Here is a 20,605-nt window from a genome sequence, read left to right as displayed (position 1 = left end):
CCAGTTATCCGTGGCGATCGCGAGCGCGGCGGCGCCGGGCGAAGCGGGTCGCGACAAGTTATCCAGGAGGATTGAGATGACCAACGACGTCGCCATCATCGGCGTGGGCCTCCACCCGTTCGGCCGGTTCGAGAAGACCGCGATGCAGATGGGCGCCGAAGCCGTCCAGCTGGCGCTCAAAGACGCCGGAGTGGACTGGAAAGACATCCAGTTCGGATTCGGTGGCAGCTATGAGGTCTCCAACCCCGACGCCGTGACCCGCCTGGTCGGGCTGACCGGCATCACCTTCACCAACGTGTTCAACGCCTGCGCCACCGCGGCCAGCGCCATCCAGCAGACCGCCGACACCATCCGGCTGGGCAAGTACGACATCGGAATTGCCATCGGCCTCGACAAACACCCGCGCGGGGCGTTCACCGACGACCCCGCCAAGCTGGCGCTGCCGCAGTGGTACGCCAACAACGGGCAGTTCGTCACCACCAAGTTCTTCGGCATGAAGGCCAACAAGTACATCCACGACCACCACATCTCCCAGGAGACGTTGGCGCGGGTGGCCAACAAGAACTTCCGCAATGGTGCGCTGAACCCGAATGCCTTCCGGCGCAAGGAGATTTCCGTCGAGGAGATCCTCGCCTCGCCCGCGCTGAACTACCCGCTGACCCAGTACATGTTCTGCGCGCCCGACGAGGGGGCCGCGGCGGTCATCATGTGTCGCGCCGACATGGCCGAGAAGTTCACCGACAAGCCGGTCTATGTGCGCGCCTGCGAAATTCGGACGCGACGGTTCGGCGCCTACGAGGTGCACGCCACGTCGGCGCCCCTGGACGAGGACGCATCGCCGACGGTGTACGCGGCCAAGGCCGCCTACGAGGCGGCCGGCATCGGACCCGAGGACGTCGACGTCGCGCAGCTGCAGGACACCGACGCCGGCGCCGAGGTGATCCACATGGCCGAGACCGGCCTGTGCGCGGACGGCGAACAGGAGAAGCTACTGGCCGACGGCGCCACCGAGATCCACGGCTCAATACCCGTCAACACCGACGGCGGGCTGATCGCCAACGGCGAGCCGATCGGCGCGTCGGGGCTGCGGCAGATGCACGAACTGGTGCGCCAACTGCGCGGCGAGGCCGGGGAACGTCAGGTGCCCGGCGATCCCCGCGTCGGCCTGGCGCAGGTGTACGGGGCGCCCGGCACCGCGTCGGCGACCATCCTGTCTCGGTAGCGCCAGCAGACACAAAAGCCCCCGAAACAATGGAGTTTCGGGGGCTTTTGCGTTCCCTAGTCTAGATGGCCGGGCCCAGGAGGTCGTCGGCGTCGCGGATGATGTAGCCGTAACCCTGCTCGGCCAGGAAGCGCTGCCGGTGCGCGGCATACTCGGCGTCCAGGCTGTCGCGCGCCACCACGGAATAGAAGATGGCGCCGCCGCCGTCGGCCTTGGGCCGCAGTAACCGGCCCAGCCGCTGCGCCTCTTCCTGGCGCGAGCCGAACGTTCCCGAAACCTGCACGGCCACCGCGGCTTCCGGCAAATCGATGGAGAAGTTGGCGACCTTGGACACCACCAGCGTGTTCACCTCGCCGCGGCGGAAGCCGTCGAACAGCTCTTCGCGTTCCTTGGTCCGCGTCGAGCCCTGGATCACCGGGGCGCCCAGCTCGGCGCCCAGCTCGTCGAGCTGATCGAGATACGCGCCGATCACCAAGGTCTGCTCGCCCGGATGCTTCGCCAGAATCGTTTTGACCACAGCGATTTTGGTGTGCACCGTCGAGCAGAGCTTGTAACGCTCTTCGGGTTCGGCGGTGGCGTACATCATCCGCTCGTTGTCGGTCATGGTGACCCGCACCTCGACGCACTCCGCCGGCGCGATCCACCCCTGCGCCTCGATGTCCTTCCATGGCGCGTCATAACGTTTGGGGCCGATCAGGGAGAACACGTCGCCCTCGCGGCCGTCCTCGCGCACCAGCGTGGCGGTCAGGCCGAGGCGCCGCTTGGACTGCAAGTCGGCGGTCATCCGAAACACCGGCGCCGGCAACAAGTGGACCTCGTCGTAGATGATCAGTCCCCAGTCGCGGCTGTCGAAGAGTTCGAGGTGCCGGTACTCGCCCTTGGTGCGGCGAGTGATCATCTGGTACGTCGAGATGGTGACGGGCCGAATCTCCTTGCGCTCACCGGAATATTCGCCGATCTCCTCCTCGGTGAGCGAGGTGCGGGCGATCAGCTCGCGCTTCCACTGTCGCGCCGCGACGATGTTGGTGACCAAAATCAGCGTTGTCGCACCGGCTTTCGCCATCGTGGCGGCCCCCACCAGCGTCTTACCGGCGCCGCAGGGAAGCACCACGACACCGGAGCCACCGGACCAGAACGAGTCGGTGGCCATCTGCTGGTAGTCGCGCAGGTGCCAGCCGTCCTGGGCCAGGCTGATCGGATGCGCCTCTCCGTCGACGTAGCCCGCGAGATCCTCTGCGGGCCAACCGATCTTGAGCAGCATCTGCTTGACCCGGCCGCGTTCGCTGGGGTGGACGATGACGGTGTCGTCGTCGATCCGGGCGCCGAGCATCGGCGCGATCTTCCTGTTGCGCAGCACCTCCTCGAGCACCGCGCGGTCCAGGCTCACCAGGGTGAGACCGTGCGCCGGGCTTTTCACCAGCTGCAAGCGGCCGTAACGGGCCATGGTGTCGACGATGTCGACGAGCAGCGGCTGCGGCACCGCGTAGCGGGAGAAGGAGACCAGCGCGTCGACGACCTGTTCGGCGTCGTGGCCGGCGGCGCGGGCGTTCCACAGCGCCAGCGGCGTGATGCGGTAGGTGTGCACGTGCTCGGGTGCGCGTTCCAGCTCGGCGAACGGCGCGATGGCGGCCCGCGCCGCGCCGGCCTGCTCGTGGTCCACTTCGAGCAGCACCGTCTTGTCGGACTGCACGATCAACGGTCCGTCAGTCATTTAGGCGCCACTTCTCCTCATCGCTTCGCTCTGCATCGTCGTCGGCGCGCATCTAGGCGCCACTTCTCCTCATCGCTTCGCTCTGCATCGTGCCCGGCATGCCATTCATTATCGGCCGGGGGCCGACACCACCGACGTGATGCGGTGGATGGCGAAGTCGCGCAGCCTCCCCGAAGCCGAATCAAAGGCCACCAGCTGACCGCCCCGGACGGTGATCGGCGACACGACGCGCTGGGTCGCCACGCCGGCCGCGTCTAGATAACCGATCACCAGGGTGCCTTGTTCCCTGGCGGCGCGCTGCAACAGGGTCATGGTGGCCGCCGGGTCGACGCGGATGTTGCCGAACGGTGCGGCGGTGACCTTGCGCAGCACCGCGACGACCGCCTGCAGGCTTTCGCTGTTGGGACGCCGCACGGGGCGATACGGGCGGCGTTGCTGCGGCGTGGCCACCCGGGCGCCACGGGGCCGAACGTCGACGATGGCGCCCGTGGAGTCTTCGGCCGCCGGGGCGAAGCCGGCCGCCCGCAGCGCGGCGAGCACCTCGCCGATCGGCGCCGGCGACACCGCCACCGTGGGGGCCAGGGCGCGCAGCTGCACGTCTTCGGTCGCGGGAGCGGCCACGGCCTGGGCAAGCAGCGCCGGATCCTCGCAACGCACGAACGACGCGGCCATGCCGATCCGCAGCTGCCCGTGCCTGCGCGCGACGTCGTCGATGAGGTAGGTAAGCCCTTGGGGCACTGGTGTTTTGGAGTGTTTGGCGAACAGGGCGTGCATCCAGTCGCGGGTCTTGCCGACGTCGAGCGCATGCCGGATCGACTGTTCGCTGACGCGGTACACCATTGCCGTCCCGGCCGATTCGACGGTGGCCACCGTGGCGAGTTGCTCGGCCAGGTCGCGCTGCAGCGGGCCGGGCACGACAACGGTCAGGTCCGCCTGCACCAGGAAGTGATCGACCGGTTTGGGTAGCGCCCGGGCCATCGCGTCGATCGCGGCCTGCGGATCGGCGTCCACGTCCAGCAGCGCCCGGCCGGGCGTGCTGATCGCCCCGCGCCCCACCAGGCCCATGGCATGGCATTCGGTGAGCAGATCCCCGACGGGCCCCGGCTGTAACCGCTTGGCCCAGCGCGGCCGCCGCCAGATCAGCGCGGCCGATGCTTCCGCCGCGTTGACACCGGCGCCGGGCGGGAGCTCAGACAACATACCGAGCAACAGTCGGCGATCCAGCGGTGCGGCCGTGGAATACAGGGCATCGGTAAGAGCCCCATAGGGTTTGGCGTCGGGGCTGCGCGTACCGATCAGCGTCGGGCGGCTGGGAAGGTCGAGCCAACTGCCGGCCAGCAGCTGCCAGCGCTCGGCGGTGGACAGCGCGGCGAACCGGTCGGTGGCGACCGTCGGCGCCCAGTACGGTGCCTCACCGACGGTGGGTTCGGGGTCAGGCATGCCGCTGGCGATCAATCCGGCGGCCGCGGCGACTTCCAGGATCAACCCCAGCCGCGGCTCGTCGATGCCGGTCACCTTGCTCAGCCGCTTGACGTCCCGGATTCCCAGGCCCCCGCTGCGCAGCTCGGAAACCGGTGCGGCGGAAAGTGTTTCGAGTAGGACGTCGAGTTCGCGCAGCAGGTCGATGGCCGCTCCGGCGGCGGTCGCGTCGGCATCGTCGGCCGTGGCGGTCGACACAACCGGGTCGGGCGCGGTCAGCTGCATGGGACCGGGCTGCTCGCCGCGCAGCACCTGTCCCACGTAGCGGGGCAGGATCACGGTCTCGGCGTCGATGCGCCGCAACAGACCCATCGTCAGCAGCTGGGGCACCGGGCGGTCCGCCGGTGCGCCGGGCGCGGCGTCACGGGTGCGGCCCATCGGCGAACCTTCGAGGAGTTTCTCCAGCACCTCGAGCTGCGCCTGGTTGAGGTCGTCGATCAGGCCGGCGATCTGCTCGGCGCCGCGCGAGGTGTCCTCGAGAATGACCTGCCCCGGATGCCACGGCATTCCGGTCCCGGCGTCCGGGGCGACCCGCAGCGCGGTCTCGCCCCAGACCAGGACGCGTTGCCGGAGGTCGTCGACCGCGTCGAGGACGTCGCCTTCGGGGGCGCGGTCCCCGATGAGCGCCAGCAGCTTCGCGGTCGGCACCGGTTCCGCGTCGGCCTGCAGCACCAGCAGCGCGTCGAGCACCGCCAGCCGCAGGAAGTCGAGGTCGTCGGTGGCAGCCTTGATCGACTGGCGGGCCTGAGCTCGGGCCGCCAGCGCGGCGATGCTGCCGGGCGGGGGCTGGGCGAGGTCCGGCCGTAATTCCAGCAGTCGGATCAGGCGCTCGTCGGGCAACTCGGCCAGCCACGACCCCAGCGGGATATCCGGGGTGTTGTCGGTCATCGCTGACCAGCGTAAAGCAGGTGGCCGGTACCCAGCAGACAGCAAAGCGGCGGGCGCCCGGCGACTCGAACCTACGGTCTTGCGCCACGCGCGTCGGGGCCACCTGTCAGAATGGACCTCGTGGCTGACACTGCTGAGGGCAAAGCTCGCAAATCCAAGTATGTCGACAACGGCTGGCCGACGACGGACCCCGACGACCACGCGGTCAGTGAACTCGTGACCGACCGGACCGGTGCGCTGTCGCCCTTCGGCGAGCTGACGTTCCCGCTGCCCTCCACCGAGCTGCCCTACCTGCACCCGGTCACCGTCGTCAATCGGTAGGTCTCCCACATGGCTAGGGCCTCTGAGGCCTCGAAAGCCTCGACGACCTGGGCGTCGGGAGAATCCCACCCGGGTGCGCTGTCACACGTGGACGACCAGGGGGCGGCGCACATGGTCGACGTCAGCGAGAAGGTAGCCACCAAGCGGACCGCCGTCGCCGCGGGCGCCCTGCGCACGTCGGCCCACGTAGTCGCCCTGATCTCGACCGGGGGCCTGCCCAAGGGCGACGCGCTGGCCACCGCCCGGGTGGCGGGTATCCAGGCGGCAAAGCGCACCAGCGATCTCATCCCGCTCTGCCATCAGCTCGCGCTGACCGGGGTCGACATCGACTTCGACGTCGCGGAGTCGGACATCGAGATCACCGCGACGGTGCGCAGCACCGATCGCACGGGGGTGGAGATGGAAGCGCTGACCGCCGTCGGCGTCGCGGCCCTGACGCTCTACGACATGATCAAAGCGGTCGACCCGGCCGCGCGGATCGATGACATTCGAGTCCTGCGCAAGGAAGGCGGCAAAACCGGAATGTGGACGCGGTCATGAGCACCCGATCGGCCCGCGTCATCATCGCCTCGACCCGGGCGTCGGCCGGACAGTACGAAGACCGATGCGGGCCGATCATCACCGAATGGCTGACGCAGCGGGGCTTTTCGCCCGGGGAGCCGGAGGTGGTCGCCGATGGCCCACCGGTCGGTGATGCGCTGCGCAAGGCGATCGATGACGACGTCGACGTCATCCTCACCTCCGGCGGCACCGGCATCTCACCCAGCGACAGCACGCCGGACCAGACTGTGGCCGTCATCGACTACCTCATTCCCGGACTGGCGGAGGCAATCCGCCAGTCGGGCCTTCCGAAGGTGCCGACGTCGGTATTGTCCCGCAGCGTGTGCGGGGTGGCCGGGCGGACCCTGATCGTCAACCTGCCGGGTTCCCCGGGTGGGGTGCGCGACGGGCTCGGGGTGCTGGCCGACGTGCTCGACCACGCGCTCGATCAACTCGCCGGTAAAGACCACCAGCGATGACGTTGGTCGTGCGCGCAGCCATGACCGAGCACCCGATTTTTCTGGCTGAGCATGAGGAACTGGTCGGCCACCAGTCGGCCGGGGCCATCGTCGGGTTCGTCGGCATGATCCGCGACCACGACGTCGGGCGCCGGGTGGTGCGGCTGGAGTACTCGGCCCACCCGTCGGCCGCCCAGGTCATGGCCGACGTGGTGGCCGATGTGGCGGCGCAGTCCGGCGGCGTGCGCGCCGTCGCCGCCAGCCACCGAATCGGTGTGCTGCACATCGGAGAGGCGGCATTGGTCGCGGCGGTCGCCGCCGATCACCGGCAGGCGGCATTTACCACCTGCGCGCAGCTGGTCGACACCATCAAGGCGCGGCTACCGGTGTGGAAGCACCAATTCTTCGCCGACGGCACCGAGGAGTGGGTGGGTTCGGCCTGACGCCGTGGCGATCTCAGCCCCCAGGTAGCAGCCGCGCCATGCCCGACACGCCCCGAACAGGAGGGTTTTCGGGGCGTGCGGGGAATCTGGCGGTAGCGCCTCAGGCGTTGGGCGACGGCTGCGCCAGGGCGTCCAGCGCGTCGTTCCCCTGAACGTCCTGTGCCCGAATCGCTTCCCACAGCTGCTGGGTGTAGCTGGCGTCGGACGCGAGCTCCGGCATGCCGGCCGGGACGAATCCGCGGAAGTCCGCGTCCGCGACGGGCGCGTCCGCCGGAGGTGCGGGCGGCGTCGCTTCGGCCGGGGGCGCGGGGGGCAGATCGGCCGGCGGTGCGGCGTCCGCGGGCGCAGCGGGGGGCAGCTCGGCCGGAGGCGCCGGCAGGTCTGCCGGGGGAGCGTCCGGTGCCGGACGGTCGAAGGAGGCCAGCTGCACCGGAGCGGGCGGCGGGGCGTCCTGCGGGGGAGCGTCGGGCGCCGGTGCACCGTTGATGCCGGGGGCGTCCAGCGGGGCGTCCAGGCCGGCTGGGGCGGGTGCCTCGCGCGGGCTGGGAGCCGACAGCGGGCCGCCGCAGACGGGCCATGCGCCGCGACCCTGGGTCGCCAGCACCCGCTCGGCGACGGCGATCTGCTGTTCCTTGGTGGCAAGCTCGGCCGACGGGGCGTATTGGCCGCCGCCGTGTGCCGACCACGTGCTGGCGCTGAATTGCACCCCGCCGTGGTAGCCGTTGCCGGTGTTGATGGCCCAGTTGCCGCCGGACTCGCAACGGGCTACCTGGTCCCATTCGCCGTCGGTGGCCGCGGCCGCCTGGCCGGCTAGGGCGATGCTGCCGCCACCAAGGACTGCGCCGGTAAAGGCGATCTTGGCGACGTTGACACTGGATGCGGTGGGCTTACGGTGACGTCCGCTCATGCGCGCCGATGTATTCCTCTCTCGTCACGCGCCTGCGAGGTCAGCTGTCGGGTTCGGGTTGGAGAGGCCACCCGGCCGACGTGGTCAATCGAAACGACGACGCCGGCTTCACCCCTAGGAGCCGCGAGCGGCCCCAGTCCGATCACGGTGGACCGGTGGGTCCCCCGTCTCCATCCATGAGTTGGTTGCCCCCGCCTATTGGATGGAGCTCGGCGCGATAGGGAGGGGAGGTCCGCCAATCGGGATAGCTGGCGAGCCTTCGGAGACCGTAACGGTTTCTGTTGGTCGCGTCACGTGTCGCGACACCTGGCGTTTCGCTCTCGGCCATCTGCGAAAACCGCAGCAACACACGGTATTTGCGCAGGTCATTACACGCGAGATTGGACCGTGATCGCGCCGTTATCGTTCCGTTATGTGAGATGTTTCACAGTTTCAGCCGCCGGAAAAGGGCGGCAAGACATCGATCGTGTCACCGGATCGCAACGTTGTGGTCTCGTCGCGCACGGCGACCCCGTCGCACAGGTAGGAGCACCGGCTCAACACGGTGGCGAGGCTCGATCCCCGCGTGGCCAGCCGCTCGACCAGCTCGCCGACCGTGGTGCCGGGGCGCACCACCAGCGTCTCCGCCTCGACGCCCGCGGCCGCGTGGGCGGCCGCGAAGTAGCGCACCGTCACTCCGATGCCGGTTTCCTGGACGGGGGGCTGCCCCATGGGACTAGCCACCGATCGCGCTCATCGGGCGGTCGGGCTGGATGAAGTTCGGGTCGTTGATGCCGTGGCCCGCGGGCTTGCCCCACATCGCGGTGCGCCACGCCGCCTCGATCGCCTCGTCCGGCGCGCCGTTGCGCAACAGCCCCCGAAGGTCCGTCTCTTCCTTCGCGAACAGGCAGCTGCGGATCTGCCCGTCGGCCGTCAACCGGGTGCGGTCACACGTCGAGCAAAACGCGTGCGAGACCGATGCGATGACACCCACCTTGCCGCCCGGCGTGCCGGGGCCCCCGTCGACCAGCCAGAGCTCGGCGGGAGCGGACCCGCGCGGCGCCGGGTCGGGCCGCAGCCGGAAATGCGGGCGCAGCGCGGCCAGCACGTCGTCGGCGCTCAACGCCGCCTCGCGGCGCCATTGGTGCCCGGCGTCCAGGGGCATCTGCTCGATGACGCGCAACTGGTAGCCGTGCTCGAGGCAGAACCGCAACAGCTCCACCACGTCCTCGCGACCGGTCGCGGGGTCGAGCACGGCGTTCACCTTCACCGGCGCCAGGCCGGCCTCGTGGGCAGCAGCCAGCCCTGCCAGCACGTCGTCGAGGCGATCGCGGCGGGTGATGGCCGCGAAATGCTGCCGATCCACGGTGTCCAGCGACACGTTGACGCGGTCCAGCCCCGCCCGGGCGAGCCCGGCGGCCCGCCGCGCCAGCCCGACGCCGTTGGTGGTCAGGGAGATCTCGGGGCGCGGCCGCAACGCGGCCGCCGCGGCGATCACCTCTTCGAGGTGGCGCGCCAGCAACGGCTCACCGCCGGTGAACCGGACATTGGTGACCCCCAACCGGGTGACCGCGATGTCCATCAGCCGGGCCAACTCGCCGGCCGTCAGCAGTTGCTCGCCCGGCAACCAGGCCAGGCCCTCGGCGGGCATGCAGTAGGTGCACCGCAGATTGCAGCGATCGGTCAGCGAGATCCGCAGATCCGTGGCGACCCGCCCGTAGGTGTCCACCAACGGGCCCGCGGACGGTGCTTCGGCGACGACACGGTCGCCGGCCGGGCCGTCAGGGCGGCTCCGCACCGTCGGGAAACCCAACGCCGTCAGGGTCATGCGGCCACCGGCGCCGCGTGGTGAACCGGCGAGTCGAGGGGAACGATCTCCTTGCCCAGCGGCATCAGCGACACCGGAATCAGTTTGAGATTGGCCAGCGCCAGCGGAATGCCGACGATCGTCAGCGCCATCGTCACCGCGCTGACAAGATGACCGACCGCCAGCCACAGCCCGAACAGCACCACCCAGATGATGTTTCCGATCAGCGCGCCGGACCCGGAGGTCGGCTTGGCGACGATCGTGCGGCCGAACGGCCACAGCGCGTAAGAGGCGATGCGCAGCGACGCGAAGCCGAACGGGATGGTGATGATCAGCAGAAAGCTGATGAGCGCCGCAACGAGATATCCGGCGGCCAACCACAGGCCACCGAACAGAAGCCAGATGATGTTCAGGATCAGGCGCATATCTCCTCCGCGGGTAATACCAAGCGTACCGAGTGACGAATAACGGGGGTGCTCGTTAGGCACGCATCCGAGTAGGATCAGACTCTTAATACGGCGTCCTGCGCAGGCGGGACGCTTATTGTGTTGCCTATTTCTATTGATCCGTTAGACAAGCAGGTGAGACCAGTGCCGACCGGCAAGGTTAAGTGGTACGACGCTGACAAGGGCTTCGGCTTCCTGTCACAAGAGGACGGCGAAGACGTCTACGTCCGCTCGTCGGCGCTGCCCGCCGGGGTCGAGGGGCTCAAGGCCGGCCAGCGGGTGGAATTCGGTATCGCCTCCGGACGCCGCGGGCCGCAAGCGTTGAGCCTCAAGCTGATTGAGCCGCCGCCCAGCCTGACTAAGGCGCGGCGCGAGGCGCCTGCCGAACACAAGCACAACCCCGACGAACTGCACGGCATGGTCGAGGACATGATCACGCTGCTGGAAAGCACCGTGCAGCCCGAGCTGCGCAAGGGCCGCTACCCCGACCGCAAGACGGCGCGCCGAGTCTCCGAGGTGGTCAAGGCCGTGGCACGGGAGCTCGACTCCTAACGCGCCCGACTCGGCCAATTTGCCGGCGACGGCTCGGTGACGAGCCGCAGATGGGGTACTCCACACCCCATGACGGTCGTCTAGCAAGGAGGCTGCGATGGCACAGCAAGCGCAGGTCACCGAGGAACAGGCGAGAGCGCTCGCCGAGGAGTCTCGCGAAACCGGTTGGGATAAACCGTCCTTCGCAAAGGAATTGTTTCTCGGCCGTTTTCCGCTGGAGCTGATACACCCGTTCCCCACGCCCACGGAAGCCGACGAGACCCGCACCCGGGCGTTTCTCGACAGCGTGCGCGAGTTTCTGGAGACCGTCGACGGCAGCGTCATCGAACGCGATGCGCAAATTCCCGACGAATACGTGAAGGGACTGGCCGACCTGGGCTGCTTCGGGATGAAGATTCCGGCCGAATACGGCGGCCTGGGCATGTCGCAAGTCGCCTACAACCGGGCGCTGATGATGGTGACGAGCGTTCATCCCAGTCTCGGCGCACTGCTGTCGGCGCATCAGTCCATCGGGGTGCCCGAGCCGCTCAAACTCGCCGGGACCCCCGAGCAGAAACAGAAGTTCTTGCCGCGCTGCGCCGCCGGGGCCATATCGGCGTTTTTGCTCACCGAACCCGACGTCGGCTCCGATCCCGCCCGATTGGCGTCGACGGCGACCCCCATCGAGGACGGCCAGGCCTACGAACTCGACGGCGTGAAGTTGTGGACTACCAACGGTGTGGTCGCCGAGCTGCTGGTGATCATGGCCCGGGTGCCCCGCAGCGAAGGGCACCGCGGCGGCATCAGCGCCTTCGTCGTCGAGGCCGATTCACCCGGGATCACCGTGGAGCGGCGCAACAAATTCATGGGCCTGCGCGGCATCGAGAACGGCGTCACCAGGCTGCACCGCGTTCGGGTCCCGCGCGAAAACCTGATCGGCTCCGAAGGAGACGGTTTGAAGATCGCGTTGACCACGCTCAACGCCGGACGGTTGTCGATCCCCGCCAGCGCGACGGGCTCATCGAAGTGGGCGTTGAAGATCGCGCGCGAATGGTCCGGTGAGCGTGTCCAGTGGGGCAAGCCGCTGGCCGAGCACGAAGCGGTGGCCCGCAAGCTCTCGTTCATCGCCGCCACCAATTACGCGCTGGACGCCGTGCTCGAGCTGTCCGCGCAGATGGCCGACGAAGGGCGCAACGACATCCGGATCGAGGCGGCGTTGGCCAAGTTGTGGTCCAGCGAGATGGCCTGTGTGATCGCCGACGAGGTCATGCAGATCCGCGGTGGACGGGGCTATGAGACCGCGGAGTCGCTGGCCGCGCGGGGCGAACGCGCCGTGCCCGTCGAACAGGCGGTGCGGGACCTGCGGATCAATCGCATCTTCGAGGGGTCCAGCGAGATCATGAGGCTGCTTATCGCGCGCGAGGCGGTCGACGCGCACCTCGCCGCGGCCGGCGACCTCGCCAAGCCCGACACCGGCCTGCGGCAGAAGGCCGCCGCGGCGGTTGGTGCGAGCGGATTCTACGCAAAGTGGTTGCCGCAGCTGGTTTTCGGTGAAGGTCAGCGACCGCGGGCCTACCACGAGTTCGGCCCGCTGGCGGCACACCTCCGGTTCATCGAACGCTCCAGCCGCAAGCTCGCCCGGAACACGTTCTACGGCATGGCGCGCTGGCAGGCCAAGCTGGAGCAGCGGCAGGGATTCCTCGGCCGCGTCGTCGACATCGGCGCCGAGTTGTTCGCGATGTCCGCGGCTTGCGTGCACGCGGAGTCGCAACGTGCCGCCGATCCGGTGGTGGGCCAGCAGGCCTACGAGCTGGCCGAAACATTCTGCGCCCAAGCGACGCTGCGGGTGGAGACGCTGTTTCATGCGTTGTGGGACAACACCGACGGCAGCGATGTGCAGCTGACTCGCAACCTGCTGCAGGGCCGGTACAGCTGGCTGGAGGCCGGGATCATCGATCAGTCCGAGGGCACCGGGCCGTGGATCGCCCACTGGGAAGAGGGTGCGTCGACTGAGAACAACCTGGCCCGGCGATTCTTGTCCAGCGACCGCTCGGCAACGAGCCCGCGTTGAGCCACGATGGAAGACATGGCTTCCTACATCGCGCAAGCAGGCGAGTTCAACCGCGACACCGACTACATCACCACCCGCATCACCGCCGCCGGGCGCGACGGCTACCCGGTCGAGCCCGGCCGGTACCGGCTCGTCGTCGCCCGCGCGTGCCCGTGGGCCAACCGCGCCATCATCGTCCGCCGGTTGCTGGGCCTCGAAAGCGTGCTCTCCATTGGCTTTTGCGGCCCCACCCACGACGAGCGCAGTTGGACGTTCGATCTCGATCCCGGCGGTGTGGATCCGGTGCTGAAGATCCCGCGGTTGCAAGACGCCTACTTCAAGCGGTTCCCCGACTACCCGAAGGGGATCACGGTCCCGGCGATCGTCGACGTACCGACCGGCGCGGTGGTCACCAACGACTTCGCGCAGATGACGTTGGATCTGTCGACGGAGTGGTCGGCGTACCACCGCGACGGAGCGCCCGAGCTCTACCCCGAGCGGCTGCGCGCCGAAATCGATGAGGTCAACAAGAGGGTCTACACCGAAATCAACAACGGCGTGTACCGGTGCGGCTTCGCCGGCGCGCAGGAGGCTTACGAAGCCGCCTACGATCGGCTGTTCGCCGCGTTGGATTGGGTGAGCGATCGGCTGACCAACCAGCGTTACCTGGTGGGCGACACCATCACCGAGGCCGACGTGCGGTTGTTCACCACCTTGGCCCGCTTCGACCCGGTGTATCACGGGCACTTCAAGTGCAATCGCAGCAAACTGAGCGAAATGCCGGTGCTGTGGGCTTACGCGCGCGACCTGTTCCAGACGCCGGGCTTCGGGGACACCATCGACTTCGTCCAGATCAAGCAGCACTACTACATCGTCCACGCCGACATCAACCCCACCCGCATCGTGCCCAAGGGCCCCGACCTGTCCGGGTGGTTATCCCCGCACGGACGAGAGAGTTTGGGCGGCAAGCCTTTCGGGGGCGGGACGCCCCCGGGCCCGCCGGTCGAAGGGGAGCGGGTGCCCGCCGGCCACGGGGCGTAGCGTTCGCGGGGCTTGAAATTTTCTCGCCGAACGTCGACTTGTTGCGCGAAATCGCCTGGGGTTGTGCGACAACACCTCCACGTTGGGCGCGCTAGGGCTCAGAACGTCAGGCGCACAGACCATTCCGCATGCGGGACATCGCGGAGTTCGCCCGCCGGGTCCACCGCCAACGTCAGCAACTGCACGACGATCCCGGCCAGCCGACCGCGATGCGGGTCGACCGGGGGAATAGTCACGGCGAGCCGGGTGCCCGGCCGAAAGATGGTGCTGGTGCTGTTCGTTGGATCCTCATATACCTGCACCAGGCGCCAGGGCGCCCGGTAGATGGCATCGGGCACCGAGAGCTGAATCGGATAGCGCTCGCTGACGTGGAGCTCACCCTGGGTCTGCGGCGTGTCACAGTCTTCGAGGTTGAGCACGTTGCAGTAGAGGTAGGGCCCCACCCGGGCCAGGTGACCATGCGAATACGCGCTGATCTCGGGGCGTTGCGGACCGGAGCGCCCTACCAGTAGCCACGTGCCGACTCCGACACCCACACAGAGCAGAGCCATCAGGCAGGCCAGCAGCACGGCCACGCCGCGGTTGATTCGGGGTTTCACTCGGCGACCACCGCCGGACTGCCGACGCCGCGACGGGTGCCCTCTTGCTCGACCATGATGGGCCTATTACCTCCCAGGCCGGGAATCAGCGAGTTGCCGCGGAAGCTGACCAGCGTCTGCGCCAGGCCCGGGATGAGCAGGGCAGTGACCGCGGTGAATCCGACCCACAGTTCGGTGTACACCAACACACCCACGGCGCCGCCGAGGACCCAGGCCAACTGCAGCGTCGACTCCGAGCGCCCGAAACCCGATGCCCGGGATTCCTCCGGCAGATCGTTCTGCAACGAGGCGTCCAGGGACGCCTTCGCGATCGCGCTGGCCCCCGACGTCACCAGCGTGGCGATCGCGGCCAGCATCAGGTTGCCGGCCACCGAGGCCGCCAATGCGACCGCGCTCACCGCCAGCGTGCAGCGCACCACCAGCACGGCGGGCCGGCCCAGTTTGAGGCGCGCGCTGGTGAAGTTGCCGACGAAGTTGCCGATGCCGGCCGCCGCGCCGATCACCCCGAGTATGGCGACCTGCGCCCACCCGCTGGCGTCATGCGCCTTGGCGACGAATGCCGGATACAAGAACAGAAACCCCACCATGACCTTGATGGTGCAGTTACCCCACAGCGAAGTAATGATGTTGCGGCCCAACGGTTGCCGAAGTGCCCCGCTGACCTCTTTGTGCCAGCTTCGGCGCAGGGGTTCGCTGTCCTGGCGGTAGCTCAAGGTGGCGGGGACCTCACCGGCGGTCACCTCGACCCAGCGCGGGATCCGCATGGACAGCGCCGCGCCGGCGATCGTGACCGCGACGACGACGAACAATGCGCCGGGCAGCTTGAACAGGTGCGTGCAGACGAATTCGACGCCCCCGGCGATGGCGCCCCCGGCGATGGTGCCGCCCAGCAGACCGAACATGGTCAGCCGCGAGTTGACCCGCACCAGGTCGATGGTCGGCGGCATCACCCTGGGTGTCACCGCGCTGCGCAGCACGCTGAACGACTTCGAGAACACCATCATGGCCAGCGCGCACGGGTACAGCACCATCGACGGGTAGCTCCCGCTGGCGCCGTCGTAGTTCATGATCAGCACCAGCGCCAACGCCGTGCGTAGGGCGAACGACGCGGCGAGCGCGACGCGGCGCCCGTGCTGCAGCCGGTCCAGCGCCGGACCGATGAGGGGGGCGATCACCGCGAACGGCGCGATGGTGATCAACAGGTACAGCGCGACGCGGCCCTTGCTCTCCCCGGTCGCCGCCGCGAAGAACAACGTGTTGGCCAAGGCGACGGCCATCGCGGCGTCCACCGCGAAGTTGGCCACCGTGGGCCAGGTGAGCGCCGTCAGACCGGACTTGTCGGCGCCGTCGGCCGTGGCCGCGCGCTGCACCATCCAATACATCCGGGAACCCATTTCGCGGCTGCGCAGCGCCGCGGCGCGGGTGACGGTGATCCGCTCGCCGGGAGTCGGGGCACGAGGGGGCGCGCCGGTGCTGTGGTCCGGCTCCGCCTGGTGGCTCAGCGGGGGCAGATAGCGGTTGGCGCTCGGCATCGGCGGTGGGCGGCGCGTCCGGCGCTGGGCGCCGTCGCCGGCAGGGTAGTTGGCCGCGCCCGGATGTTGTGCGGCAACGCCATTGGGGGCCCGGCGGCCCGGCCTGGAGCCCACCCGGCCCGGATCGCCTTGCCGCCGCCCAGACACTCCCCGATTCTCCCCTATGCCGGCGACATGCGTCTGCAGGTAACGGGGCGTGGCTCGTCAACCTAGTATTGGAACCGCAATGCAGACAGAAGACAGCGTGACCAGACCCATCGAGGGATCGCCCGTGGCGACCGTGGGCGAGTGGCCCGAACGGTTGGCGGCGGTGCTCACGGGCGCGGCGGACCAGGCCAGGGCCGCCGTTGTGGAGTTCAGCGGGCCGGAGACGCTCGGCGACTATCTGGGCGTCAGCTACGAAGACCCGAACACCGCCACCCACCGGTTCCTGGCGCATCTACCGGGCTACCAGGGGTGGCAGTGGGCCGTGGTTGTGGCCGCCTATCCCGGCGCCGATCACGCCACCGTGAGCGAAGTGGTGCTCGTCCCGGGCCCGACGGCGTTGCTGGCGCCGGAATGGGTGCCGTGGGAGCAGCGGGTGCGACCCGGGGACCTCAGCCCCGGGGACCTGTTGGCCCCCGCCGCCGACGATCCTCGGCTGGTTCCCGGCTACACCGCCAGCGGGGACCCACAGGTCGACGAGACCGCCGCCGAGATCGGGCTGGGCCGACGCTGGGTGATGAGCGGCGAGGGACGTGCGGAGGCGGCCGAACGCTGGCACACCGGCGACTACGGCCCCGACTCGCCGATGGCGCGATCCACCAAGCGGGTGTGCCGCGACTGTGGCTTCTTCCTGCCGCTGTCGGGATCCCTGGGGGCCATGTTCGGCGTGTGCGGCAACGAGCTGTCGGCCGACGGGCACATCGTCGACAAGCAGTATGGCTGCGGTGCGCACTCGGACACCCCGGCGCCGGCGGGCACCGGGTCCCCCGCGTACGAGCCCTACGACGACGGGGTGCTGGACGTCACCCAGGCGCCGGTCGAGCCGACGGCGCCACCGGAGCCGTCGGAGCCGCCCGAAACGTCGGAGCCGTCGGAGCCGTCGGACACGTCAGAAGCTCAGCCGGAGGCGGTGACCGAAACGCCGGAGGCGGAATCCGAAACCGGGTCGGCCGAGTCCGAGCAGCAGCCCGCGCCGGAGAACCAGAGCGAGACCCCCGACTAGCCCCGTGCGGCGCCTTCTGCGGCGGCCTTGATGCGCGCCAAAGAGGCGTTCATGCCGTCGAGCAATTCGTGTTCGAAATTATCGGTGCCGCCGAAGAGCGCTTTGACCGACAGGTTCGAAAACGCGGTGACGCCGTTTTCGGCGTGGCGGCTCTCGATCACCCGGGTGCCCTCGCCGGCCGGCTCGAGCTCATAGCTCCAGATGGTGTTGTTGGTGTCGACGCGGAACGCGAGTTTGCGGTCCGGGACGATCTCGACCACCGTGCAGGTGGTCGGCCAGAACATTCGATTGCGACGGTTGAGGTTGAGGGTGCGGGTGCCCTGACGCACCGGGCCGAAAGGCTTCATCCAGCGGCACTGCGGACTCCATTCCGGCATGCGCCGAAGATCGGAAATCAATTCCCACACTTTGGCAACCGGTGCGTTGATGTCGACGTGCGCTTGCAATAGCGGGGCTACCATCGCTCCTCCAACAGGTCAGCGAATCATCTTTGGTCGAGGTAATTTTCGAGTCCGGCCTGGGCGCCGCGCGCGCCACGGCGGGCCGCCGCAAGCTGCAGCAAGAAAATGGTCGTGCCGAGCACCCCCACGCCCAGCCCGGCCAGCGTCACCGGGCGCCAGCCCGCCAGAGCGGGCACCAGGAACGCCGCGGCCGCCGCGATCACCCATCCCAGCGCTCCGAGCGCGATGAACGGCCAGGCGTGCACCAGTACCGCGGGCAGGGGCGGCGCCGTGCGGTTGTGGCCAGGTTCGGCGGACATCGCGATTAACATAGCCCGCCGCCGGCGCCCGCTGGCGCCGCGCCCATTTGCCGAAACGGACCGTCGAAGGTTCCGAGCAGGACGGGGTGGCGCGCAGCTAAGCGTTTCGATGAAGTTTCGTGCGGTTTAGTGAACGCCCGTCGTTCACCGGTTGGTGTCCCGGTTTCTCAGGCTTCCGTGTAACCTCGCGCCATGCCTGACAGCGATGCGCGGCTGGCCAGCGACCTGTCACTGGCTGTCATGCGGCTGGCCCGCCAACTGCGGTTCCGCAACCCGTCGTCGCCGGTGTCGCTGTCGCAGCTGTCGGCGCTGGCCATGCTGGCCACCGAAGGTCCGATGACGCCCGGCGCCCTGGCAATTCGCGAACGGGTCAGGCCGCCATCGATGACGCGGGTGATCGCGTCGCTGGCCGAGATGGGTCTGGTGGATCGCGCGCCGCACCCCGTCGACGGCCGGCAGGTCCTGGTCTCGGTTTCCGAGGCCGGGGCGGAGCTGGTCAAGGCCAACCGTCGCGCCCGTCAGGAATGGCTGGCCAAGCGGCTGTCGACGCTGGACTCCGAACAACGTGACATCCTGCGCAGCGCGGCCGATCTGATGTTGGCGTTGGTCGACGAAAGCCCGTGAGCGCCGGCGCCGATGTTGGCAACGTTCACGACGTCGACGACCCCGACGACCCGAGGCTCGACGATTTCCGCGACCTGAACAGTGTCGATCGCCGTCCCGACCTGCCGTCGGGAAAAGGGCTGGTGATCGCCGAAGGCGTGCTGGTGGTGCAGCGCATGCTCGCGTCCCGGTTCCGCCCGCATGCCCTGCTCGGCACCGACCGCCGGCTCGCCGAGCTCAAGGACGACCTGGCCGGCAGCGCCGTGCCGTTCTACCGGACGTCGGCCGACGTCATGGCCCAGGTGGTCGGCTTTCACCTCAATCGCGGCGTGCTGGCGGCCGCCCGGCGGGTGCCGGAGCCGAGCGTGGCCGAGGTGCTCGCCGGCGCCCGCACCGTCGCCGTGCTCGAAGGGGTCAACGATCACGAGAACCTGGGCTCGATCTTTCGCAACGCGGCCGGGCTGGGCGTCGACGCGGTGATCTTCGGCAGTGGGTGCGCCGATCCGTTGTACCGTCGCGCCGTCCGGGTCTCGATGGGCCACGCCCTGCTGGTGCCGTACGCGCGCGCAACCTGTTGGCCCGCCGAGCTGATGACGTTGAAGGAGAACGGATTTCGGCTTCTGGCGATGACCCCGCAAGACTCGGCGTGCCCGTTGGCCGAGGCGATGACGGCCGCGCGCGGCGAACGCGTCGCGGTGTTGGTGGGCGCGGAGGGTCCCGGGCTGACGCCGGCCACCTTGCGATTGAGCGATGTGCGAGCGCGCATTCCGATGTCGCGGGGCACCGACTCGCTCAACGTCGCGACCGCGGCCGCGCTGGCGTTCTACGAGCGGGCCCGGCTCGGTGACGTCGCGGGCCGCTCGGCGGCGAAAGGCGGGGATGGACGGTCAGGCTAGGCTTCGGCTGATGAAGGACCAGTCCGTGCCCTGGGCAACGGGTTTGACGGTGACCGCGTTTGTCGCGGCGGTCACCGCCGCGGCGATCGTGGTGCTCAGTCTGGGCTTGGTTCGCGTGCATCCGCTGCTGGCCGTCGGGCTGAACATCGTGGCGGCCGGGGGACTGGCGCCGACCCTGTGGGGGTGGCGGCGCACCCCCGTTCTGCGCTGGTTCGTGCTGGGCGCCGGAGTCGGCGTGACGGGAGCGTGGATCGCGCTGCTCGCGATGGCGGCCGCGGGTCGCGCCTAGTGGTGATCGCGAGCGCGGCGTAGCCGGGCGAAGCGGGTCGCCACCATTTGCTCTAGCGGGCTAGCGCTGCCCGCCCGAGCGCACGCCGAGCAGCACGTCTTCCCACGCCGGGATGACCGGCTTGCCCCGGCGGGTGTGTACCGGCTTCTCGTCGGGCTCGGGGGCCGGCGCTTCCGCGACGGGTGGCTTCGCGGGCTCTTCGAAGTCGACGTGGGCCACCCGCGCCACCGGTCGCAACGGACGCTCGAAGGTCGGGTCGATCAACGCGCTGGCGGCGTCGTCGATGGCGGTGACCGTTCCGCCGTGGGCGCCGGGGGCGAAGCAGAAATGCGCGAGGTTGTCCGAACGGCCGACCTTCCACGCGAGCTGCACCGTCCAGCGGTTGTCTTCGTTGCGCCAGGCGTCCCAGCTGAGTTTGTCGTGGTCGAGGCCCCGGGTCACCAAGGCGGTGCTGACGGTCTCCAGCAGGGTCAGCACGGCCGGACCGTCGGCCAGCATGGGGTGTGCGGCGGTTGCCAGTTCCGCGGCGCGGAACCGTTCCAACAGCACCGGGTGAGCAAAGCGGCGGATCCGCGAAACGTCCGAGCCCGACGCCGCGGCGACCTGCTCGACGGACGCGCCGGCGCGGATCTTGGCCTGAATTTCCTTGGGGCTGAGCATGTTGGTGACTTCAATCTCGAGCTGCGGTTGCTCGGGGTGCTGGGCCGCGTCGCGCAGAGCGGCTCGCAGGCGGTCGTCGGCCGCCAGCTTGAACTGCTCCGCGGGATCATCGCTCTCGCAGATGACGTATTTGCTGTCGGCGTCGAGCCCGACCACTTTGAGTTCCCGCATGGCTATCTCCTCGCAGGCTCCGTGCAGGTCAGCGACGGATCCGTCACGGCGCACTTTAGTCCAGC

22 protein-coding genes, 1 pseudogene and 1 riboswitch are annotated in these 20,605 nt (G+C 68.9%); of the genes and pseudogenes, 12 read left to right on the top strand and 11 right to left on the bottom strand.

The genetic code is table 11. The features are described from left to right. Positions 1 to 76: 76 nt before the first annotated feature. A complete protein-coding gene (locus JF781_RS12350; RefSeq protein WP_225327361.1) occupies positions 77 to 1,222 on the top strand; it encodes a thiolase family protein in 1,146 nt (381 codons plus the stop codon). Between the two features lie 61 nt (positions 1,223 to 1,283). Here JF781_RS12350 and JF781_RS12345 read toward each other — a convergent pair whose 3' ends face one another. Together JF781_RS12345 and JF781_RS12340 are read right to left on the bottom strand one after the other, a co-directional pair. Beyond that, a complete protein-coding gene (locus tag JF781_RS12345) occupies positions 1,284 to 2,933 on the bottom strand; it encodes a DNA repair helicase XPB (RefSeq protein WP_225327360.1) in 1,650 nt (549 codons plus the stop codon). 108 nt (positions 2,934 to 3,041) lie between these two features. Further along, on the bottom strand, positions 3,042 to 5,300 hold the full coding sequence (locus JF781_RS12340) for a helicase-associated domain-containing protein (RefSeq protein WP_225327359.1): 2,259 nt from the start codon (positions 5,298 to 5,300) through the stop codon (positions 3,042 to 3,044). A gap of 120 nt (positions 5,301 to 5,420) precedes the next feature. Between JF781_RS12340 and JF781_RS12335 the strand changes: the two genes are divergently transcribed. From JF781_RS12335 to JF781_RS12320, 4 genes are read left to right on the top strand one after another with little or no spacing between them, the layout of a single operon-like run. Continuing rightward, a complete protein-coding gene (locus JF781_RS12335) occupies positions 5,421 to 5,621 on the top strand; it encodes a hypothetical protein (RefSeq protein WP_225327358.1) in 201 nt (66 codons plus the stop codon). A gap of 9 nt (positions 5,622 to 5,630) precedes the next feature. Beyond that, positions 5,631 to 6,161, top strand: a complete 531-nt coding sequence (gene moaC, locus JF781_RS12330) for a cyclic pyranopterin monophosphate synthase MoaC (protein ID WP_225327357.1) — start codon at positions 5,631 to 5,633, stop codon at positions 6,159 to 6,161. Then, the gene (locus JF781_RS12325) at positions 6,158 to 6,640 is read left to right on the top strand and encodes a molybdenum cofactor biosynthesis protein B (protein WP_225327356.1); all 483 of its coding nucleotides are present in this window, start codon (positions 6,158 to 6,160) and stop codon (positions 6,638 to 6,640) included. The genes moaC and JF781_RS12325 overlap by 4 nt, the downstream gene beginning before the upstream one ends. Beyond that, positions 6,637 to 7,062 (top strand): molybdenum cofactor biosynthesis protein MoaE, encoded by a 426-nt coding sequence (locus JF781_RS12320; RefSeq protein WP_225327355.1) that lies wholly within the window; start codon positions 6,637 to 6,639, stop codon positions 7,060 to 7,062. Before JF781_RS12325 ends, JF781_RS12320 begins: the two co-directional genes overlap by 4 nt. 100 nt (positions 7,063 to 7,162) lie before the next feature. Here the strand turns inward: JF781_RS12320 and JF781_RS12315 are convergent, their stop codons facing one another. The 4 genes from JF781_RS12315 to JF781_RS12300 all read right to left on the bottom strand — a co-directional run bounded on the left by JF781_RS12315 (position 7,163) and on the right by JF781_RS12300 (position 10,180). After that, positions 7,163 to 7,969, bottom strand: a complete 807-nt coding sequence (locus JF781_RS12315; RefSeq protein WP_225327354.1) for a transglycosylase family protein — start codon at positions 7,967 to 7,969, stop codon at positions 7,163 to 7,165. 13 nt (positions 7,970 to 7,982) lie between these two features. Continuing rightward, a riboswitch (cyclic di-AMP (ydaO/yuaA leader) is annotated at positions 7,983 to 8,194 on the bottom strand. A gap of 207 nt (positions 8,195 to 8,401) precedes the next feature. Beyond that, complete coding sequence (locus JF781_RS12310; RefSeq protein WP_225327443.1) at positions 8,402 to 8,680, bottom strand: MoaD/ThiS family protein; 279 nt, start codon at positions 8,678 to 8,680, stop codon at positions 8,402 to 8,404. Positions 8,681 to 8,684: 4 nt separating this feature from the next. Further along, positions 8,685 to 9,776: a GTP 3',8-cyclase MoaA gene (gene moaA / locus JF781_RS12305; protein ID WP_225327353.1), complete on the bottom strand. Its 1,092-nt coding sequence runs from the start codon at positions 9,774 to 9,776 to the stop codon at positions 8,685 to 8,687. Next, positions 9,773 to 10,180, bottom strand: coding sequence for a YccF domain-containing protein (locus tag JF781_RS12300; RefSeq protein WP_225327352.1), 408 nt, complete (start codon positions 10,178 to 10,180; stop codon positions 9,773 to 9,775). Before JF781_RS12300 ends, moaA begins: the two co-directional genes overlap by 4 nt. Positions 10,181 to 10,345: 165 nt before the next feature. Here JF781_RS12300 and JF781_RS12295 point away from each other — a divergent pair, with 165 nt between their 5' ends. The 3 genes from JF781_RS12295 to JF781_RS12285 all read left to right on the top strand — a co-directional run bounded on the left by JF781_RS12295 (position 10,346) and on the right by JF781_RS12285 (position 13,823). Beyond that, positions 10,346 to 10,753 (top strand): cold-shock protein, encoded by a 408-nt coding sequence (locus JF781_RS12295; protein ID WP_225327351.1) that lies wholly within the window; start codon positions 10,346 to 10,348, stop codon positions 10,751 to 10,753. Between the two features lie 97 nt (positions 10,754 to 10,850). Further along, a complete protein-coding gene (locus tag JF781_RS12290; protein WP_225327350.1) occupies positions 10,851 to 12,803 on the top strand; it encodes an acyl-CoA dehydrogenase family protein in 1,953 nt (650 codons plus the stop codon). Positions 12,804 to 12,818: 15 nt separating this feature from the next. After that, positions 12,819 to 13,823 (top strand): glutathione S-transferase family protein, encoded by a 1,005-nt coding sequence (locus JF781_RS12285; protein WP_225327349.1) that lies wholly within the window; start codon positions 12,819 to 12,821, stop codon positions 13,821 to 13,823. Between the two features lie 98 nt (positions 13,824 to 13,921). On the opposite strand, the gene JF781_RS12280 is transcribed toward JF781_RS12285, so the two are convergent. After that, positions 13,922 to 14,410, bottom strand: coding sequence for a DUF2771 domain-containing protein (locus JF781_RS12280; protein WP_225327442.1), 489 nt, complete (start codon positions 14,408 to 14,410; stop codon positions 13,922 to 13,924). 8 nt (positions 14,411 to 14,418) lie between these two features. After that, positions 14,419 to 16,068 (bottom strand): MFS transporter, encoded by a 1,650-nt coding sequence (locus JF781_RS12275; RefSeq protein WP_225327348.1) that lies wholly within the window; start codon positions 16,066 to 16,068, stop codon positions 14,419 to 14,421. A gap of 130 nt (positions 16,069 to 16,198) precedes the next feature. Between JF781_RS12275 and JF781_RS12270 the strand changes: the two are divergent. Continuing rightward, positions 16,199 to 16,981: pseudogene (locus tag JF781_RS12270) on the top strand (DUF3027 domain-containing protein); the annotation flags it as partial. 176 nt (positions 16,982 to 17,157) lie between these two features. Here the strand turns inward: JF781_RS12270 and JF781_RS12265 are convergent. Both JF781_RS12265 and JF781_RS12260 read right to left on the bottom strand, forming a co-directional pair. Next, positions 17,158 to 17,622: an SRPBCC family protein gene (locus JF781_RS12265; protein WP_225327347.1), complete on the bottom strand. Its 465-nt coding sequence runs from the start codon at positions 17,620 to 17,622 to the stop codon at positions 17,158 to 17,160. 23 nt (positions 17,623 to 17,645) lie between these two features. Next, positions 17,646 to 17,921 (bottom strand): DUF2530 domain-containing protein, encoded by a 276-nt coding sequence (locus JF781_RS12260; protein WP_225327346.1) that lies wholly within the window; start codon positions 17,919 to 17,921, stop codon positions 17,646 to 17,648. 192 nt (positions 17,922 to 18,113) lie between these two features. On the opposite strand from JF781_RS12260, the gene JF781_RS12255 reads away from it, so the two are divergent. The 3 genes from JF781_RS12255 to JF781_RS12245 are packed head-to-tail and all read left to right on the top strand — an operon-like array spanning position 18,114 to position 19,709. After that, positions 18,114 to 18,545 (top strand): MarR family transcriptional regulator, encoded by a 432-nt coding sequence (locus JF781_RS12255; protein ID WP_225327345.1) that lies wholly within the window; start codon positions 18,114 to 18,116, stop codon positions 18,543 to 18,545. Beyond that, a complete protein-coding gene (locus JF781_RS12250; protein WP_225327344.1) occupies positions 18,542 to 19,420 on the top strand; it encodes an RNA methyltransferase in 879 nt (292 codons plus the stop codon). The genes JF781_RS12255 and JF781_RS12250 overlap by 4 nt, the downstream gene beginning before the upstream one ends. 10 nt (positions 19,421 to 19,430) lie before the next feature. After that, a complete protein-coding gene (locus JF781_RS12245) occupies positions 19,431 to 19,709 on the top strand; it encodes a DUF2537 domain-containing protein (RefSeq protein WP_374109696.1) in 279 nt (92 codons plus the stop codon). Positions 19,710 to 19,769: 60 nt separating this feature from the next. Here JF781_RS12245 and sepH read toward each other — a convergent pair whose 3' ends face one another. After that, on the bottom strand, positions 19,770 to 20,540 hold the full coding sequence (sepH, locus tag JF781_RS12240) for a septation protein SepH (RefSeq protein WP_225327342.1): 771 nt from the start codon (positions 20,538 to 20,540) through the stop codon (positions 19,770 to 19,772). Positions 20,541 to 20,605 lie beyond the last annotated feature (65 nt).

This window comes from Mycobacterium sp. WUMAC-067 (assembly GCF_020217485.1).
Taxonomy (GTDB): Bacteria; Actinomycetota; Actinomycetes; order Mycobacteriales; family Mycobacteriaceae; genus Mycobacterium.
The sequence above is the reverse complement of the archived record's forward strand: the minus strand, read 5'-3'. Positions and strand labels throughout refer to the sequence as shown.